The organism is Paenibacillus sp. FSL P2-0089, from assembly GCF_038595095.1.
In the GTDB taxonomy this organism is placed as follows: domain Bacteria; phylum Bacillota; class Bacilli; order Paenibacillales; family Paenibacillaceae; genus Paenibacillus_AQ; species Paenibacillus_AQ silagei.
Genome location: NZ_CP152006.1, coordinates 478,272 through 496,921, shown reverse-complemented (window position 1 = coordinate 496,921; position 18,650 = coordinate 478,272). Strand labels below are relative to the sequence as shown.

At 45.5% G+C, this 18,650-nt stretch carries 15 protein-coding genes; 6 read left to right on the top strand and 9 right to left on the bottom strand.

Annotated elements, in window-relative coordinates; translation table 11 throughout:
* Positions 1-34: 34 nt before the first annotated feature.
* Together NST69_RS02065 and NST69_RS02060 are read right to left on the bottom strand one after the other, a co-directional pair.
* On the bottom strand, positions 35-1,216 hold the full coding sequence (locus NST69_RS02065; protein ID WP_342548344.1) for a restriction endonuclease subunit S: 1,182 nt from the start codon (positions 1,214-1,216) through the stop codon (positions 35-37).
* Positions 1,209-2,678, bottom strand: a complete 1,470-nt coding sequence (locus NST69_RS02060; protein WP_342548343.1) for a class I SAM-dependent DNA methyltransferase — start codon at positions 2,676-2,678, stop codon at positions 1,209-1,211. Before NST69_RS02060 ends, NST69_RS02065 begins: the two co-directional genes overlap by 8 nt.
* Before the next feature lie 271 nt (positions 2,679-2,949).
* Here NST69_RS02060 and NST69_RS02055 point away from each other — a divergent pair, with 271 nt between their 5' ends.
* Positions 2,950-5,922 carry an AAA domain-containing protein gene (locus NST69_RS02055; RefSeq protein ID WP_342548342.1) on the top strand — a complete coding sequence of 991 codons (2,973 nt, stop codon included), beginning with the start codon at positions 2,950-2,952 and terminating at the stop codon, positions 5,920-5,922.
* Positions 5,923-6,087: 165 nt separating this feature from the next.
* Here NST69_RS02055 and NST69_RS02050 read toward each other — a convergent pair whose 3' ends face one another.
* The 5 genes from NST69_RS02050 to NST69_RS02030 form a co-directional block, all read right to left on the bottom strand.
* On the bottom strand, positions 6,088-6,549 hold the full coding sequence (locus NST69_RS02050) for a hypothetical protein (RefSeq protein WP_342548341.1): 462 nt from the start codon (positions 6,547-6,549) through the stop codon (positions 6,088-6,090).
* A 44-nt stretch (positions 6,550-6,593) separates the two neighbouring features.
* Positions 6,594-7,103 carry a sigma-70 family RNA polymerase sigma factor gene (locus tag NST69_RS02045; RefSeq protein ID WP_342548340.1) on the bottom strand — a complete coding sequence of 170 codons (510 nt, stop codon included), beginning with the start codon at positions 7,101-7,103 and terminating at the stop codon, positions 6,594-6,596.
* A 210-nt stretch (positions 7,104-7,313) separates the two neighbouring features.
* Positions 7,314-8,090, bottom strand: a complete 777-nt coding sequence (locus NST69_RS02040; RefSeq protein WP_342548339.1) for a hypothetical protein — start codon at positions 8,088-8,090, stop codon at positions 7,314-7,316.
* A 30-nt stretch (positions 8,091-8,120) separates the two neighbouring features.
* The gene (locus NST69_RS02035) at positions 8,121-9,059 is read right to left on the bottom strand and encodes a trypsin-like serine protease (RefSeq protein ID WP_342548338.1); all 939 of its coding nucleotides are present in this window, start codon (positions 9,057-9,059) and stop codon (positions 8,121-8,123) included.
* Between the two features lie 583 nt (positions 9,060-9,642).
* Entirely contained in the window at positions 9,643-10,260 is a 618-nt protein-coding gene (locus tag NST69_RS02030) for a type 1 glutamine amidotransferase family protein (protein ID WP_342548337.1), read from the bottom strand.
* A gap of 205 nt (positions 10,261-10,465) precedes the next feature.
* Here NST69_RS02030 and NST69_RS02025 point away from each other — a divergent pair, with 205 nt between their 5' ends.
* The gene (locus NST69_RS02025; RefSeq protein ID WP_342548336.1) at positions 10,466-11,206 is read left to right on the top strand and encodes a methyltransferase domain-containing protein; all 741 of its coding nucleotides are present in this window, start codon (positions 10,466-10,468) and stop codon (positions 11,204-11,206) included.
* A 3-nt stretch (positions 11,207-11,209) separates the two neighbouring features.
* Here the strand turns inward: NST69_RS02025 and NST69_RS02020 are convergent, their stop codons facing one another.
* A complete protein-coding gene (locus NST69_RS02020; protein WP_342548335.1) occupies positions 11,210-11,698 on the bottom strand; it encodes a hypothetical protein in 489 nt (162 codons plus the stop codon).
* Positions 11,699-11,985: 287 nt separating this feature from the next.
* Between NST69_RS02020 and NST69_RS02015 the strand changes: the two genes are divergently transcribed.
* Together NST69_RS02015 and NST69_RS02010 are read left to right on the top strand one after the other, a co-directional pair.
* On the top strand, positions 11,986-13,191 hold the full coding sequence (locus NST69_RS02015) for an MFS transporter (protein WP_342548334.1): 1,206 nt from the start codon (positions 11,986-11,988) through the stop codon (positions 13,189-13,191).
* 115 nt (positions 13,192-13,306) lie between these two features.
* Positions 13,307-14,284 (top strand): phosphotransferase, encoded by a 978-nt coding sequence (locus NST69_RS02010; RefSeq protein ID WP_342548333.1) that lies wholly within the window; start codon positions 13,307-13,309, stop codon positions 14,282-14,284.
* Positions 14,285-14,380: 96 nt separating this feature from the next.
* On the opposite strand, the gene NST69_RS02005 is transcribed toward NST69_RS02010, so the two are convergent.
* On the bottom strand, positions 14,381-15,400 hold the full coding sequence (locus tag NST69_RS02005; RefSeq protein ID WP_342548332.1) for a carbohydrate-binding protein: 1,020 nt from the start codon (positions 15,398-15,400) through the stop codon (positions 14,381-14,383).
* Positions 15,401-15,781: 381 nt separating this feature from the next.
* On the opposite strand from NST69_RS02005, the gene NST69_RS02000 reads away from it, so the two are divergent.
* Both NST69_RS02000 and NST69_RS01995 read left to right on the top strand, forming a co-directional pair.
* A complete protein-coding gene (locus tag NST69_RS02000) occupies positions 15,782-17,941 on the top strand; it encodes an ATP-binding protein (protein WP_342548331.1) in 2,160 nt (719 codons plus the stop codon).
* Positions 17,942-17,948: 7 nt separating this feature from the next.
* Positions 17,949-18,638: a response regulator transcription factor gene (locus tag NST69_RS01995; protein WP_209875418.1), complete on the top strand. Its 690-nt coding sequence runs from the start codon at positions 17,949-17,951 to the stop codon at positions 18,636-18,638.
* Positions 18,639-18,650: the final 12 nt, after the last annotated feature.

Below are 18,650 nucleotides of genomic sequence, written 5' to 3'. Positions count from 1 at the left end.
CTGATTAAGTACAATCGATTATGGAATAAGAGCTTTATTCAAAATATTCGCTCATTAGGCTGTCGAAAAGGTGCTGTGTTTCGTCTATAGCCTGTTTCACTATGGCTTTTTGTTCTTCAATTTTCGTGACTATGTTAGCAAATTGGGTTTGGAGTTCAATAGGTGGGAGAGGAACTATAAGCGATTTCAATTTGTCCATAGATACATTATACATTGACCCACTTGTTCCAGTTGAAACGTTAGATAAACTATTTCTTACTGAGCTATCACTTAAAGTATATTTCATATAAAATAAATCAGCTAAATTATTAAACTTAATTCTCCATAGCTTGTCTGGAAGAAGTAAATCTGGGTAATCATCAAAAATCATGCAAGTTGCCCCAACCAATTCTCTAGTATTAGCTCTACTAAACAATAGGTCTCCCTTGTGTGGGTAAACATATTTTTTTATTTCCAAATCCTTATCTAATACTTTATATTCTGATCCTCTAAAATAACCAGATGTAACTGCGCTAACTTTTAAAACAGCTTTTTCATCTTCCCTTTTTTTTCTTTTTTCACCATCTGTACTCCACCCCGCCTCTATAACTTCAATAGTTTTTCCTACGGTACTTTGGTTCCATCTCCTTAGGTTAGTAGAAGGATCGCTAAACATATCATAAAAAGTAGCTTTGATCAGATTGTCCAACTCAACAAGCTGCTGTTTTCGCATGGCGAGCAGTTCTGCGGCGGTGTCTAATGTTTTGGCAATTTGCTTTTGTGTTTGGAGTGGTGGAATTATAATTTCAATGTTTGAGAAATTTGATTTGTTAAGTATAGGAACAATCGCCGCATTGGCAATACCTTGCATGTACTTCCTCATATTAAAGAGACTATAAGCTAAGTACTGACTATCTATCTTCTTAAGATTAGGTATTATTGCATTAATTTGTTGATTACATGAGCACTCAATTAAGGCAACTCCAATCTTTCCAATTGTCCCAATGCAAGTAACGAGCACGCTACCTTTTGGCAAAATCCGAAGTTTGGTTTTTGCTAATTCAGATAAATAATTGGTTGCCTCAATTAAATATGATACTTTTGTTTCTGATAAATCGTTTGGCTTATAAAATGGAATATCATTCGCATTATAGTATTCAATATTTTTTGTGGAAGGTGTAGTACCTGTAACTATTTTTCCAATATCACCTAATTTTACTTGTTCCCACTTACTCACCAAGCAACCCCCTCAATTCCTCCATTTTGGAGACAATATCAAGGTTTAACTGCTCCAGTCGAGACATAATCACTTCAGGCTTGGCATACTCTACCTTCTCATACACAACCTCTTTATACCGATTGATAGACAGGTCATAGTCATTGGCTTCAATCGTTGATTTATTTACCAGAAAGCTCGGCTCTGTCGGCAACCGATCTGCTTCACCTTCTAGGTTATGATAACGGGCAATGATATCCGGGATATCGTTAGCTGCGATTGAGGAACGTTTGTCATCCAGCGAATAGCCGTCGGCCTTCATATCATAAAACCATACTTTATCTGTACCACCTGCACCTGTCTTGGTAAACAACAAAATCGCTGTGCTGACTCCCGCGTAAGGTTTGAACACTCCGCTTGGCATGGAGATCACCGCCTGAAGCTGATGATTCTCTACTAATTCCTTACGAAGCGACTTATGCGCCTTAGTCGAACCAAACAGTACGCCATCCGGCACGATACAGGCACAGCGTCCACCTTTACGGAGAATACGCAAGAAGAGGGCCACGAATAGAAGCTCTGTTTTTTTTGTATCTGTAATAGTTCTTAGATTATCATTGATGCTTTCAGCATCCACTGTTCCAGTGAATGGGGGATTGGCGAGAACAATATCATAAGCGGATGCTATATTATTTTGTCTGGATACACTATCTACATAATCAATATGCGGCTGGCTGATGGAGTGTAACATCAGGTTCATAGCAGACAGGCGCAACATCGTTCTGTCGGTATCATAGCCTGAGAACATCTCACCGGAGAAATGCTCCCACTGTTCGCCTGTCATCTCCGACTCGTATTTTTCACGGATATATTCAGCAGAAGAGACAAGAAAACCCGCAGTACCACAAGCAGGGTCAACGATCTTATCGTTTGGTGTAGGCGCTATCAGCCGGACCATCAAATCACGTATATGTTTTGGCGTTCTAAATTGGCCGTTTTGTCCAGCCGAAGCGAGCTTGCCCAACATGTACTCATACAGATCGCCCTGCATATCCAAATCCTTAATATCATGTTCATACAGTTCATCAAGGCCTGTAATCATCTTCTGTAGTACCTGCGGCGTTGGAACAAGGAACATGGCATCCTGCATATAGCGTGTGAAGGCAGTCATGTTCTCACCATTCATTGTTTTAATAAAAGGGAAGACCTGCGTGCCAACAATATCATAGATGATACGGGCGTCTTTGGTTTTGAACTTACTCCAGCGCATATTCTGTCCGTCTTCGTTTTGAGGGAATATTTTCGGCACCTCAGCTCCGCTAATCGCCTCAAAACTCTCGTTCTCCAATTCCTTTTCATCCAGTGAACGGATAAACATCAGGTAAGTCAACTGTTCAATAACGGTTAAAGGATTACTAATCCCACCAGCCCAGATATCAGACCATATTTTGTCAATCTTATTACGCACTTCTCCAGTTAGCATTCATCTTTCTCCATTTCTCCATATGAGTTTATTCTGCTTTGAAATCACTCATTAATAAAGTCAGCAGTGTTATTCCATTATTCGACTATAAATTCCTTATAACGATAATACTCCTCTTATTATACACTGAGAAAGAGAAGAAACTGACACCAAAATAAATCTTACTTATAAAATTTATAGTTTTTTAGATACATACTTTTTTCATAACATTTCCAATACTTTTATAGGATAATAGATACAGCAATACTATATTTTCCATAAGGAGAACTACATGATTACCAATGCGCTACTTCAGTATTATTCAGAATGCTTAAAATATGAAGGCTATTTTTCGACTCAACTCAAAAATACAGATTTACACCACGCAAAGATTGATCCGTTTAACATAGAGGATGTCGTTAAGCGTTATGAGGATTTAAACGAAAATCTAAAAGATGACCAACTAATTATGTTTGGCTACCCGCTGATAAAAATAAATAAGAAGGATACTTATATTCCATTAATTCTTTGGAACAGTTCAACATTTCAATCAGATCATAATCTCTATAAGGCTGATCAAATAGGGTTTCATAAGGAAGTATATAAAGCTTTGGCCGATAAGAACTCCCTTAATATTCTTAATCGCCTGAAAGAGCAATTCTCCTCGAATCCTGCTGAATTCTTGAATGACCGTACAATGGTTACACAACTAATTGAAATCGCGGATCTCGAAGAAACAAGAAACTTGCCCGTATACACTATCTTCCCGGCGAAGAACTCCGATTTTAGTAACTATCATATCTCACAGGAAATCCAGGCAATTTTAGAAGATAAATTTGAGCCAAGTCCCATTCTCAAGAGTTATCTTAATCATAGCTTCGCAATTCCAATGGTTTCAGAAGACCCGTCACTCATTCATATTGTACCCGGCAACCTTCCTCAAAATAATGTACTGCATGATATGAGTCATACCATTAATATTGTTAAGGGACCTCCAGGAACTGGAAAGACACAAACTATTCTTAACTTGATCGCCAATCAGGTCAATCACCAAAAAACATGTGTTATTGCTAGTACAAACAACCAAGCCGTGGATAATATTGTAGAAAAGCTGGATGCAAACGGAATAAGCAAATACTTTTTCGGATACGCCCGCTTAGGCAGTAAAGCTAAGAATAAAGAAGTAGCAATATCAATTCAGTATGCTTTAGAACGTATGATAGAGATAGTGAAAACAAACCCGAATAACATGCTTACTCCAGAGTCTTATTTAGCATACCAGAGCAAGAGTCAAGCATTAATGGATGAAATAACTCGTACTGAACTATTGGAAAATCAAATTATTGATTTGACCAGCACCATTAATCAACTTAAAGACTTAATTATCATCCTCAATGATAGATTGCGTCTGAACCACTTGATTCCTATGAAAACTGATTTAGAGTCTATATCAATTGCTAATGAAAAAATAGAATCTCGTCTACGTGAACTGGTCGATGAGCCGTTGCAACTCTACGGTAATGGGATTTTCAGAAAATTTCGTTCATACATAGCTGGAAGACTACGTACCTATATGAAGTTCCGTATAAAAAAGCAGTTGAGGTACATTGGGGCAAGACAGCTCTGGGAATACATTGACAGCAACGCTCCCATTCAGTCTCTGGCCTTCTGTGAGGAGATTATTAAAGTTATCAACCTTGAATTACGCTGTACTCAACTTGTAGAAGAGTTGTCTGCAATAAAGAGTCGCCAACAGGAGTCCTCAGCAGACCTTAAAATTTTATATGAAAAGAAAAATGAGATTGACCTTTATCTTTTACAATACCAATGGCTTCACACTGCAGGGCCTGTTCTCAAAGATATGAAAGAGCTCCAAAAAATAAAAGCTTTAATTCAGGAACTGCGTGAGAAAGGAAATATTAAAAATAATTCATCTGCCTTTCCTTCTTTTCTAAAACTGTTTCCTGTCCTTCTCGTTAGCAGTTTGTCTGCACGCAATTTCATTCCAGTGGGAATGTCTATTGATCTTGCGATCATAGATGAATCTTCCCAGTGTTCCATTCCAAGCATTTTTTGTGTGCTTCAATCAGCACGTAAAGCCTGTTTATTCGGAGATTCCAATCAACTGAGCCATATCGTTTCAATTGAGGACACTTTTAGCAGGAACTTGTTTGAAACACACGCACCAGGAATAGACCTTGAGCCTTATTGTTATCTAAATAATTCTGCATTTGAGAGAGCTGAACAAGCTTGCGAACTTAGCGAGGGGGGCACTCACCTTCTTAACTACCATTACCGCTGCATTCCTTCTATTGCGTCTTTCAGTAACCAGCAATTTTACCATAACCGTTTAAGGATGATGCGCAATGAACCAGACAGGCAACCTTATTCAACTGGAATTTATTCAACCAATGTATACGGTTCAGTATCAGGAACAATTAATTATCAAGAACTAACGGAAATCAATACTATTGTGAATAGACTGGAGCAGAATGGTATTAACCAGATTGGTATCGTAACCCCTTTCGCTGCTCAGAAAAAACAGTTAATAGAATTATTCCGCAGTAAACCTAATATTAAAGTTGGCACTGTTCATTCTTTTCAAGGCGGAGAGTGTAAAGCGATTATTTTCAGCACAGTAATTTCACAAGGTTCAACACCATTTCAAGTAAATTTTGTACAGAACAGCTACCGGTTGATAAATGTAGCCCTTACCCGTGCACTTGATTATTTCATGCTAGTTGGAAATCTTGCACAGATCGATAACGGACAAGGTTATTTGACTAGACTAAGCCGTTATATTTACACAATTGAAGCAAGTAGCTTTCATTGCCCTTCAATAGAATTATCCATTGCATTCAACCAAATAATACAGCAAGAAAACCGTATTAAACTTATGCATGAAGGCGAGCGGATGATCTATAAAAAACTCCTAATATTCCTTGGTGGTATGCCCTTACTTGTCTTTCCCAAAGTCCCCATTAAAGATGTTTTATCAATTAATCTAAAATTAGATTATTCTTTAAGAAACTTTTACTTTACGAGTCACTTGGACTTTGTTATTTATGAAAAAGAATCTTTGCAGCCGCTCTGCTCAATCGAATACGACGGCAGGCATCACCGTACTGATCCAAAAACAATCATGAATGACAAAATGAAGGATAATTTGTGCACATACACTGAGTTCAAACTAATTCGTATCAAATCCAATGATGAAACTACAGGATGGGACGAATTAAAAAGCTATCTGCATTCTTTTAGCTGATACAGTCCAATTCATTCTATAAATAATTTTAACAATCTTTCCTTTTACTTCGTGAAGGATGATACAGACAATTGGGGGTTTAGGACTATAGATTAATTGCGCCCCTGAATTTAAAACAGTGAAAGAAAAAGGTGCTCCTTCGAGAACACCTTTTTTTGTCATGGTCTATTTAAAATAATTCTCCATCCTACTTATTATTTCAGCATTGCTGGCTGAATAATCACGTAGTCTATTCTTGGTCTTACTACTGTCATACAAGGAAATATTCATTTTGTTATATATATCAATACCGAATCTAGCCTCCTTATTTACATATATCTGAATGTTATACGTATAGGGATCGAACTTAATTTTTCCGTCATGTGCATTCTTCAAGTCTAACTTATCGAACTCAGCTATGATCTTATTTATTTCTTCCCGATCTTCAATTTTAATTTCATCTTGCGTAACTTCAACACCTGAAGATCTTTGGGTGATATAAATGGTGGATACTTCATTAACATTAATTTTATCAGTTACTACTTTCTTAAAAGAAGTCGTCTTCTGAGCATTATATACAAAGACAGCTGCAACCAAAATAATGATTAAAGCCCCGATTCCTATAAGGTACTTGGTTTGTTTTTTCATTATAAATTCTCCTTCTTTATCGCTTGATTACATTCATGTTTCCATCAGCCCCCCTCTTCCCTCAAAACCCGCAGCACCCGCCCCCTAGCTCTCGATATATACTGCCGAACATGCTGCGTGGGAATATTCAAGAGCTCTCCGATTTGTTGATCCCGCAGCTCCAGCTTGTATTTGAAGTAGAGCAGATTCCGGTCGCGTTCAGATAGCTTCAGCATTGCTTCCGTAAGCGCTCCTATGGCTTCAGCTTGGATGTAGTTCTCTTCTGTCGCGGCTGCGGGATCTGGGATTTGCTCCGCTACATCGTTCTTCAAGCCGGTATAGACCTTCCTGGAACGGCGGGTGCGCCTTCGAATATGGTCATAACAATAATGCTTAATGGTGTTGACGACATAAGAGGTAACTTTGCAGCCGCTTAAGGAGCGCAATAGAGATGTTTTGGGGATCAGCTTAATAAAAGCTTCCTGAATTAGATCATCAATGACTTCTTGATCCTTAATAATATTAAATGCTTTCTTTCTCATTAAAGGATAGTGGTTCTCATATAAATTCTTCATGAATGTTCTATCATCATCGGGTTCACAAGCCTTTAGAACGCGAAGTGAAATTTGTAACCCCTCCCCATATAATCCATATTAATTCCATTTTTAATTAATTATACCCTTTTTCCTGGTGATTCGGGCTCGTGAATAATAGGCTGGCGCAGAAAAAAAGAACGCCACAGCGTTCTCTTAATCATTCAGTATCACGTAGCTTCTAATGTCTCTCTATCTTCGTTTTCGGCCAAACCATGAACTTGGACTTAACAGGATAATGGTGATCACCACCACCGCCCCAAGCAGCATGATATTCCAGCAGTCAAAGGTCCGGTAGAACAAATCCGGCGAGAGGTACGCTCCATTCTGATACAGTACATCATCAATATACCGTGCAAAGGTATGCTTCCCCTGGTCCAGGGTCCAATGTTGCTGACGTACAGCAGCACGAAATGGCTTGTTTGCTCTAATCGCTGAATCCAATACAGCCTCTAAGCTGTCCATTTGCACATAGTAATACTTCTCGCTCAATGCAGGATTTGCATCCTCTGCCGTCTTGAACGGCCGGACATACCGCCACCCCTTCTCATAGGTAGGATAGCTGGTATACCCATACCCTAACTCATAGAATGAAGATCCCTGAGATTTTGGCGGAATGGCCTCAATGATTGTTCCCTTGGGAATTTCTAAGGCAACCGCCGTTGCCCCGCCTGGAATCTCAGTATAATACTGCAAGGTCACAGGCGCTTCTATACGATGAGTTAATGAATATTCAGGCTCTCCAGATATGCCGGGAAAATAGGAGCTATACACGCTCAGATCCATTTGCTCCAGCGGAATCCCCTGTTGATAGGGGCTGGCCGTTGCCGCAGCTGAGAAGTCTTTGCGCAACTGGTGATTGTGAACCCACGCAGACCCTGTCCGGTAGACAACAACGCAAATGAGGATAATGACCGTCAACACGGCGCACCACCACAGGAATGGTCTAGAGACTGAGGGAACAGACATGTCATTATCCTCCTTATCGGTACAGTTAAACTAATTCACCTTGACGGTGAAGCCGGCATGCTCCGCATAATAAATCGGGGTGGAATACATAATCTTAGCAGGCCCGCTCGTCGGATTGCTTCTGGCTGTTACAATGCCATGCAGCTTATTCGCACTTCCATCCTTCATATATACCGGTCCTCCGCTGTCTCCCCCGGCAACGGCATCGGTACCGGATGAGTTCTGCATCAGAGACTGATACAGGCCATTCACGTAATAGGTATTAAACAGGCCATCGGAGTAGATCACGTTTATACTCGCTTGTGTCACAGTCCCCCAAGAATATCCGGTCGTTGCTCCGTATTTATAGATCGTGGTTCCCACAGGGACCGACGAATAGGTGCCGGTAATGGATACACTTCCATACACTTTGTTCGTCGCCGTATCGCTTCCGGTTAACTTCACCATCGCAAAATCGCCCAGTGAATCTACGCCAGTCGCACCGTTTGTTCTATTCGCACGCTGATAACTCACCTGTCCTGTCCGTGTTCCCGAATACTGAATATAAGGATATCTTGTAGATAAAAAGCCTACCTTCTCATTGCTGTGTCCAGCCGTCAGAATGGCACTACTGCCGCCATAGGTACCGCCAATGCCGACACTTAACCCGGCACCGTTATCTTCATTGGTAATTCGATCCCCGCCCCATAATTGGGCTGTACTCGTATTAGGTGTTCCCGGCTCGATCCGGACAGGCAAGCTCTCCGTTGTCTTCTGCAGGGTCTGGGGCTGCTCTTTCATAAGCTTATTGTAATCCTCTTCGATCACTGAAACGTAGAACTGGTTAGCCTTTCGGTCCACACCGTAGCTACCGATGCTATAATTCTGCTCCTCCAGCTGTGTAACGACTTGATCTAGACTATTCAAATAATTCAGTGAATATGAAGCGCTTTCAAATATAACATGCTCACTATCTTGTGCACGTTTCATATAATCCTCTTTCAATTCTTCAGAAGGATCTACTAACATAATAACCAGTTTGTCGCCGCTGACATATTCTCCAGCATAATTATCAGGATAAATGGGGGTGCCTAGCTCATCTTTATTGAAACTGTTCCAGAGATTCTGATAGGCTTGAAGGGCCGGTTCTTGCAATTCCATCGCTTGTATAATGGCCTTCGGTACAGTATGTGTTAAATCTGCATTTCGGTCAGGATTAGAAGCAGCTACACTCAGCGGAATCATTAGAAATACGAGCATGAGGCATAAAAAATAACGAATGTTCTTTTTCAACAAACTCATCCTCTCTTAATAAGTATCCAGCAGGTCTCACCTAAAGCTCCTATACGTCATCTTTGTCTACAAGTAAAGTCCTATAATTCCTCCCTTCGATATAGAAATAGCGATAATAGTCGAAATGACTCATGCTGTCTATCAATATAAGACGCATAACTCGACTAAATGTAACACTTTTTTGAATAATTTAACTTTTTAGACATTAGTATCTTTGGAATCCCCCAGACCAACAGAAATACCCTCTCCGTGAAGAGAGGGCGGTCTTCCTCAATTGCTCTTATCCCATCAACGCATAGAAATACTTCGCTTCCTGTGTCTTATACAGACCATACCAAGCCTCTAATTTTTGTGGAGCCATTACATCCAGGGCTTTCAATACATGCATGGTGAATTCCAGCGGGGCGATGCCGGTTGCTGTGATCAGCTTGCTGTCCGTTACAGCAGGCTGGTTCTGGTAGAACTCTTCGCCGGTGTACGTGGGACAGATCATTTTGAGGTACTCCAGGTCATTGCTTGTATGCGGGCGTGCATTCAGCAGTCCGGCCTGGGCCAGTCCCATGGTAGCTCCGCAAATGGCTGCCACTAATATATCCTCCTGTATACATCTCTCAGCGAGCCCAAGGATCGGCTTGTGGATGGCTTCGGTCCATGTCTCACCGCCGGGTAGGATCAAGGCATCTCCTCTTACCAAGCTGCACTCATCTACCGTGATGTCAGGCATGATTTTCAGTCCGCCCATGGTAGTGATCAGTGTCTTCTCATTGGCTACGGTAACTATTGTAGATGGAGCTTGTCCCTCCTTGTAACACCTTCCCGAGTTCAGTTCAGCCGTTAGATACCCTATCTCCCAGTCTGCCATGGTGTCTAACACATATAGATATACTGTATGTTTCATGTGTAACTCCTCTCTCTATGACTATCTCTATACTAAAACAACTTCACTGACAACCGCTGTCAGTGAAGCTATGTAAGCTGAACATATTTCCTCTCCCTCCTATCAATAAAAAACAGCTATAATCAACAGTTCCATTCCCACCTATGAACAGCTATGCTATCTTACCTTTATGTATTTATATTGTATTGCCAAGGAGGAGCTAGCATTGACTGCGCATAACAATCTGGAAGAGTACCGTGATCCGATCAACTATGATCTGGAGTTCGGCGGGGAGACACGAAAATATCAGTTCTATTTGGAATGGGCTCAAGCGGCTGCCGGCGAGGTCTTGGAGCTGGCTTGCGGAACCGGATTGACGACTCTGCCGCTGGCTCAGGCGGGAATCGCAATGACTGGCGTTGATATTGCTTCCTCTATGCTGGCTTATGCGCGGGTGAAGGCCGGGAACTTGCCTGTAGCGTTTATCGAAGCTGATGCGCGAACCTTCCGCTCTGATAAGAAGTTCGCCATGATCTATTTAACGGGGAATGCGTTTCAGGCTTTTTTGAGCGATGAGGATCAGGCCGCCTTACTCCGTACCGTCTACAATCATCTGGAGCCCGGAGGACGACTGATCTTCGAGACGCGTAATCCCGCAGGAACTGACCTGTCCGATGAAGGGGAGACGACTTGGGGGCAATTCACCGATTCAGATGGCAACGTAGTCAAGGTATCGGGCACACAGACCTACGATGCGGAACGTTCCATCATGCACTGGGTAACCTTTCGCGATTGGGGCGATAAGCGGACAGAGTCCCGAATCGACTGCCGTTTTACAACATACGCTGCGCTGACGGAGTTATTGACCCGTTACGGATTTCGTATCGAGCATCAGTATGCAGACTGGGATCGCACACCGTTCACCCCCTCCTCCCCTCTCCTTATCAGTGTATGTAAGAAATCGTAAGCTTCAATCTGTTCTTTTTGCCATAATTAAGCTGACGATCTGCTTCATTTCCTCTTGGTTCAGGACAGAATACCAGTGGGTCGTTGTGTTATCCTTGCTAATCTTCGCCAGAAGCAGTTCAGTCCTATCTTCGGAGACATCCAGAATCACTCTTAGGCTGCCCTGGACGTCTAAAAATATGGAGTCGAAGGGGTCGGCTCCTTTTTGGTCACTTTTTGTCTTTTCCTTCACTTGCAGGTTGGAGATCCGGGTTATGAGATCGCTAAGATGGTCTTCACCCTTAATCTTGAATTCGCTCTCTGCGTCATTTCCAGGAATGAAGGTCAATGTAGTGATCTTCTTATTAGGTAAGGCGGGGGCTACCTGCCCTATCGTTGTTGTTACAGGATTGAGCCAGATCCGAATGGTGGTACCATAATTTTGGATCAACAGGACTATAGGAAGAACGGCAACTAGAATTCTCAGTATTAAAAAACCCTTTCCTTTACGCATAAATGGTTAACCCTCCTTGTTCCTCATTCCTCTTGATATCATCCTAACATTCATCCCCAAGTATATCATATGCTGGTTATCCCCTCCCCTTCGCACACCAAAGACGCCGCAGGCGAACCTGGGCGTCTCGTGTTCCTTCTATTTAGTTCTGTCCTCTTTTCTAGGGAACTTCCATGTTCCTATAGCACCCGCATCTTCCTATAGGACTTAAAAGTGCGTACTTCTACATTTCTTATTTACTGTTTACACTAACATCAGCCATTGATTAACGAGGGGGAATGATTAATTTGGGACAAAACTGGAAAATCTTCATACTTGCTGTGGTCTGCTTTATTGTCGGGACATCCGAATACATGATCACGGGCATTCTAGATAAAGTCGCCGCAGATACCGGAGTGACATTATCTCAGGCTGGACAGTTAATGACCGTCTACGCACTAGCCTACGCCATAGGTACCCCGGTCCTAATGGGGGTCACGGCCCGGTTTGACCGTCGAAAGTTGTTGTTGTACTCGCTTGGCTTAATTATCGTGAGTAATGCGCTAATCATGATTTTTCCGGGTTATGGATTTATGCTGCTTGCACGGATCATCATGGCGCTCGGAACTGGCGTATTTGTCGTGACATCGCTTGCCTTAGCCGCTAAGTTAGCTCCTTCGAACAAGAAGGGGAGTGCGATTGCAACGGTGTTAATGGGTGTCACCGCTTCACTTATTTTGGGCGTGCCCATTGGCCGGGTGATTGCCGCCGCGTACGATTGGAGGCTGATTTTCGGCGGTATTAGCCTTCTTGCTATGGTCAGTCTACCCGTCCTGGCAAGCGCAATACCACGGATGGAAGGTGATGAGCCGATCTCCTTTGCCAAACAACTGGCTATGGTGAAGAGACCGCGAATCGCACTCTCTCTCGCCATTAACTTTTTTATGACGATGGGTTATGGCATTGCCTTCACGTATTTGTCGCCTTATCTGCTGGAAGTTGCCGGAATGAGCGATCGATGGGTAAGCGGAGCCCTGTTCGCATACGGCATCGCCAGTCTGATCGGGTCAAAGGCAGGGGGAAGCGGCACCGATCGATGGGGAGTAGCCAGAACTTTAACTGGAGCAACGTTGTTAAATATGGTGATGCTGATATTGTTATCGGTAGTCTCTGGCACTTCCATATTCCTTGTTTTCTCGGTGCTGGTGCTGTGGTCGCTCTTCTCCTGGGCAGCTTCTCCAAGCCAGCAATATGATCTTCTTACCTTGTCTCCCAAGACATCTGGTGTCATGCTTGCCCTCAACACATCTGTGTTGCAGCTGGCGATAGCGGCGGGAGCCGGACTCGGAGGCATTGTCATTAACTATTTATCGCTGCAAGCCATTACGTGGGTCGCTGCTGCCTCCGTTGCTGTAGCGGCTATGATTTCTTCTGCGTTGTTCGGCAGGATAAGCTATCGGTCGCGCCAAGAGAGTCAAAGAGCAGAAATACTAACATCTACAGCTCCGGAATAAGCTCCGGCTCCCCCTATCAATAAAAAACAAATATAGTCAACGGTTCCATTCCCGCCCATGAACAACTATGATATCGTACCTATTATACTTTGATAAATAAGGGAGCGAGCTGCGATTGGATACACACTTGAATACCGCAATGGAAGCACTGGAGCAGTACTCTATAGGCTGCAAATCGGTTGATTTCATTGCACAGAGCGGCAATACGATCTACAAAGTCACTGATCTGGACAACAATAGTTACAGCCTCCGGCTGCATATCTCCAAAGGTGATGCCCTTGAGCAAATCTGGAGTAAGCGGGAGGTCCTTCAATCCGAGATGGTCTGGCTGGAAGCGTTAACCTTGGATACCGATGTGACCCTGCCTTCACCTTGTAAGAATATTCGCGGAGAATTCATTACGGACGTGAACCATACCCACTGCACTTTATTACGATGGGTGGAGGGTGAACAGAAGCCTTTCATTCCTACTATAGAAGATGCCGGGGCCATAGGTGAATTGATCGGCAAGTTACATAAGCAAGCCTCGAACTGGAGCATCCCCGCTGCCTTTGAACGCCCGGCCTTTGATGGCTCCCGGATCAAGCAGGCCCTTAATATGCTTAAGGAACGCGCTAATGCCGGACTGCTTGATGCAGGAGATACGGAGCTTCTGCTGCATGCAGGCGAGCGGGTCATTCACATGATGGACTCTATGGAGTGGACAGCCAGCAATTGGGGCATGATTCATGCCGATCTGATTCCAAGTAATTTAGTGTTTGATGGAGAAGAAGTACGGCCCATTGATTTTGGTGCTTGCGGGTTCGGTTATTACTTAGTGGATTTGGGCTGGACGTTCTCCTACATCCATCCTTCATTCAGAGAACAGCTGCTTCAGTCTTATTCCAAGCACCATCCGTTGCCGGATAACTATATTAAAAGGTTAGAGGGCTTCTTCATTGCAGCACAGCTGGAGACGATGAATTTCTGGCTGGGCCTGCCGGACTGGCAGGAATGGCTGCCCGGGCATATCGGTAAATTAGCCAGTAGAGAGATTACGGCCTACTTAAACAATGAATCGTTTCTCTTCAGCGGCGTGCCGTATTGGGAATGACCTTCACCTGGGCTTGGCACAAGCGCAAAAATAAAGACGCTGCGGGGTAACTCCCCGAGCGTCTTTGTTCTTTTTTTATAGAAGGAAGGGAGTCCCTTAATTCTGCCCCCCATACCCCTTATACGTAGCATACACAGCATTGGCATACTGATCCGCCAGGATCGGGCGGCCGTAGGAATCGGTGGCTCCTGGATACCAGTTGTCGCCCCCGTTGTAATGTAAGAGTCCGTTGTAGATGTTGCCGAATCTTGCGATCTTCTCATCAAGAATCAGTCCGCCTAAGGCTACCTGATCCTGTTCGCTGCTGTGATTATACGTGCGGCCGAATTTGGCGCTGAATTGGGAGGCATACGCGGCGCGTGTATTCGGCTCGACCTGCATCAAGCCGTCACCGGCGGACGGGCTGCCCGGCAGGCCTGCTCCGAAGCTGCTTTCCTTCTTGATCACCGCGCTCAACAGTAGTGCGAAATCTCCGCCTTTGCCGAATTTATTGTCCACATTCATGGCATAGGTCCAGATCTGGCTGGGCACCTCGGAGGGGCGGGTGACGCCGGACGCTGGCGGTGAACCGGTGTAGATTTTGACCGAAGACATCTTGTCATTCACACTCTCGCCGACCCAGGAGGAGCTTGATGTATAGGTCCACTTCGTGCCGCCGAAATTATCGTCCGCATACACTTCAACCGTCCAGCCATTCGGTACCTTGAGCGAGGACATCCAGTCATTCGGAATGCCTGCATTGTTCAGCTGGGACAGCACATAATTGCCTGTTCCCAGGGTGACGGCCTTGCCGCCATAGTCCCTATCTGCATAGAAGATGGCTCCGTTCGTGGCCGGTGGCGTTGTGGGCGTTGGTGTGGGTGTTGTGGTGCTGCCGCTTTTCCATAATGCAGGAACATTCGGCGGCTCCCAGCCGGTCAGGGACGTATGCGCCTGCAGACAGGTATATGTACCTCCTCCATACGTTACGGTGTCATTCACCGCATAGGCCGTGTTCGGCGACCACGCTCCTCTCGCGGCTGCACTTGCATTCGGTAAGGCGGTGAAGAATACGGAGAGCAGTAATGCGAATGCGGCCAACAGGGATACAGCTCTAGCTGACACTTTGGTATACAATAGCCAAGCCTCCTTAGATCATTTCCCATAGAATAACCCCACAAAGTGATGCTATGGCTTCGATGCTTACTCAGGTACTTTGCGTGGGCCCCAAAACATAACAATAAAAAGGACCCTCCATGGGCCATTCATCAGGGTAGTATATTTTATTACCGAATTTCTAATTCATTCCAACATTGTTGTAGTTTTTGAATCACCTCGAGAAACTTACAATTTTCGACATTCCTATCTCCTTATCTAGCATTCTACACAGGAATTTAGCCTCTTAATGTAAGAAAAGAAAACTTTACATATTGCAATTTCACACAATTTTCGGCAATGATGCTATCATTAAGGCAATGAGCTTAAGAATGACGAATCTTGTAGATTGGGGTCGGCTTCATGATGAGGGGTATACTAAGGTCCGGTTCTCGTAATATCTGGTTACATATCGCTGTGGTCGTAGTTATCGGGCTGATCGCAAGCTATGCCATCCTGTCTGCAACGCCGGGTGCCCCCAAGCCTCGAAGCAAGGAAGGCCTTCTGGATCTAACGCATACCTCTATCCGTATGAATCCGCTGAAGTTGCAGGGAGAATGGGCCTTCTATTGGCACGAGCTGCTCTCACCCGGAGATATACGAAGCCGGATGGCAGGCGGGGAACCGGCCGGCCGGGAACGGTATATCAACATCCCCGGCTCCTGGCTCGGCTACCCGCTGGACGGTCAAGCGCTGAAGGGCGAAGGCTATGCCACCTTCCGGCTGGTGATCCGGCTTAGTGAGCAGGACAGCAAGGAGCGGCTGGCTCTGCGGCTGCCTACTATTTTTCATGCCTATAAATTGTGGGTGAATGGAGAGCTGCTGACAGAGGTCGGTGTGGTGGATCAGGACAAGGAGGGCATGACGCCGAGCTTGGCTACGAGACTGGTGTTCTTCCAGCCTGAAGGCGACACGGTGGAGCTGGTGATGCAGGTCGCGAACTTCCATCATAAGCGGGGCGGCATCACCAAGGACATCGAGCTGGGCGGCAGTAATGCGTTAACGGTGCGGACCCATCTGAGGATTGCTGCGGATATGTTCATCACCGCCAGTCTGCTGGTGATCGGCGTGTATCATCTGCTGCTGTTCATGCTGCGGCGTAAAGACCGGGCACCGCTATACTTCGGTCTGTTCACTGTGATGTTCTCTATCCGCTCCCTGTTGAACGGCGAGCTTATGTTTACCCAGTGGCTGCCTCATTTTCCGTGGGAGTTGCAGTTCAAGCTTGAGTATCTGATCCTCTGCCTTGGCGGGTGGATGATCACGATGTATTTTGAGTGCATTTTCCCGGATTACGTGTCGCGTTGGTTCCGCTATGGCTCCCGGATCGTCACCGGCGCACTCTGTCTAGTGGTTGTGGTGACCCCTGCTCTCGTCTATTCCCGGATGCTGGTGCTGATCGGCGTGGTAGTGGTTATCCATATGGTGTATCTGATGGCGGGGCTGGCTCATGCGGCGGTGCGCCGGATGGAGGGAGCGCTGATCTTCCTGCTGGTGTCGGTGGTGGCTCTGGCTACGGTGATCAACGATTTCCTGTATTACAACGAATGGTCGCCCATCGAAAATACCTCGCCGTTCGGGCTGCTCATCTTCACGGTCGCCCAGATGCTGCTGCTCTCTTCAAGATTCACAAGGGCAGCAACGAATGAAGAACGGATTGCGCGGGAGCTGCAGGAAGCCAATCTCAAGCTCACCGGGATGAATGCCAATCTGGAGCAGATCGTACTGGAGCGCACCCATGCCTTATCCGCAGCCCACGAGGATCTCCGCCTATCGTATGAACGGTTGCTGCACTCCGAGGAAGGCAGGAAAAAGCTGCTGGCCTACATTACGCATGATCTGCGCATGCCGCTGTCCAGTATGCTGGGTTATGTCGAGGCAGTGATGGACATGGTCAAGCCGGAGAGCAATGAACAGTATCTGCAGTATATCCGCGATAACACGATAAGGATCAACCGTATGATCGGGGAGCTGAGCTTCTTGTCCCATCTGGAGACAGGGCAAGTGGAGTACCGGATGGCGCCTGTTCAGGTGACTCCGTTCCTGCGCGGCTTCTATGAACAATATGAGCTGGTGGTGCGGGATGCGGGACTGGATTTCGATCTGGACATCGGGGATACAGCAGACCTGGGCGCCGGCCTGCCTGTTGCCCGGATTGATTCGCAACGCTTAGAGCAAGCACTATTCAATCTGGTGTCAAATGCGATGAAGTTCACTCCTGGCGGCGGGTTGGTGCGTCTTGCCTTAGCTGTAGAGGAGGTGAATGCTACCCGCTGTGCGGTCATCAGCGTACAAGACTCCGGCATGGGTATTCCTCCAGAGCAGCTGGAGCAGATCTTCGACCGCAATTACCGGGTGGACCGGCCGGGGATGGACATGGGCGTAGAAGGTAGCGGGCTGGGGCTGGCGATATGCAGGGAAATTATACAAGCGCATGGCGGGAGTGTCCGGGCGGAGAGCGACGGGAAGACGGGGTCGATTTTCCAGGTCATATTGCCGTTGATTCAGGAAGCAGGAGAGTGACAATAGAATGGACACATACCGAATTATGATCGTCGACGACGATCCCCATATCTGTGAGATTGTTCAGCTATACTGCCAGCGGGAAGGCTTTGAGTCCTCGTATTGCCACAGCGGGGCCGATGCTATGATGCAGCTTGGGTCATTTAACCCGGACCTGATTGTGCTGGATGTGCTGCTGGCGAATGAGAACGGCATTGACTGGTGCAAGAACGCACGCAATTACACGAATGCCCCGATTGTGTTCCTAAGCAGTCAGGAGGAGGATGAGGTGAAGATCAGCGCCTTATCGTATGGCGGGGATGATTATGTGACCAAGCCGTTCAGTCCGGGCGTACTCATGGCCAAGATCAAGGCTCACCTCCGCAGGGTATCCGCGGGCAGAAGGGAACAGCTGCTGGAGCTGCCGGGACTGACGCTGGATTTCTATGCACAGTCGGTCCATATGGGCAGCAGAACGATTTTTCTGTCGAAAAAAGAATTCAGCCTGCTCTCCTACATGGCACAGAACGTGAATCAAGTAGTCACTGTCGATACGCTGTTTCACCTCATCTGGGGGATGAAGAGTCTGGAGGATACGCGAACGGTGGCGGTCCACATCAGTAATCTGCGCAAAAAAATCGAGCAAGACCCTATCCATCCCGAGCGGATTATTACAGTCCGGGGGGCCGGATATATGCTGGTTGCCGGGAAACGCTGAGTACAAGCGGAA

Excerpts from the sequence above, each read along its gene's own strand:
- NST69_RS02050 (WP_342548341.1), bottom strand. The coding sequence starts at position 6,549 with ATGAAAAAACAAACCAAGTACCTTATAGGAATCGGGGCTTTAATCATT.
- NST69_RS02030 (WP_342548337.1), bottom strand. The coding sequence starts at position 10,260 with ATGAAACATACAGTATATCTATATGTGTTAGACACCATGGCAGACTGG.
- NST69_RS02055 (WP_342548342.1), top strand. The coding sequence starts at position 2,950 with ATGATTACCAATGCGCTACTTCAGTATTATTCAGAATGCTTAAAATAT.
- NST69_RS02040 (WP_342548339.1), bottom strand. The coding sequence starts at position 8,090 with ATGTCTGTTCCCTCAGTCTCTAGACCATTCCTGTGGTGGTGCGCCGTG.
- NST69_RS01995 (WP_209875418.1), top strand. The coding sequence starts at position 17,949 with ATGGACACATACCGAATTATGATCGTCGACGACGATCCCCATATCTGT.
- NST69_RS02060 (WP_342548343.1), bottom strand. The coding sequence starts at position 2,678 with ATGCTAACTGGAGAAGTGCGTAATAAGATTGACAAAATATGGTCTGAT.
- NST69_RS02020 (WP_342548335.1), bottom strand. The coding sequence starts at position 11,698 with ATGCGTAAAGGAAAGGGTTTTTTAATACTGAGAATTCTAGTTGCCGTT.
- NST69_RS02035 (WP_342548338.1), bottom strand. The coding sequence starts at position 9,059 with ATGAAACGTGCACAAGATAGTGAGCATGTTATATTTGAAAGCGCTTCA.
- NST69_RS02000 (WP_342548331.1), top strand. The coding sequence starts at position 15,782 with ATGATGAGGGGTATACTAAGGTCCGGTTCTCGTAATATCTGGTTACAT.
- NST69_RS02045 (WP_342548340.1), bottom strand. The coding sequence starts at position 7,103 with ATGAAGAATTTATATGAGAACCACTATCCTTTAATGAGAAAGAAAGCA.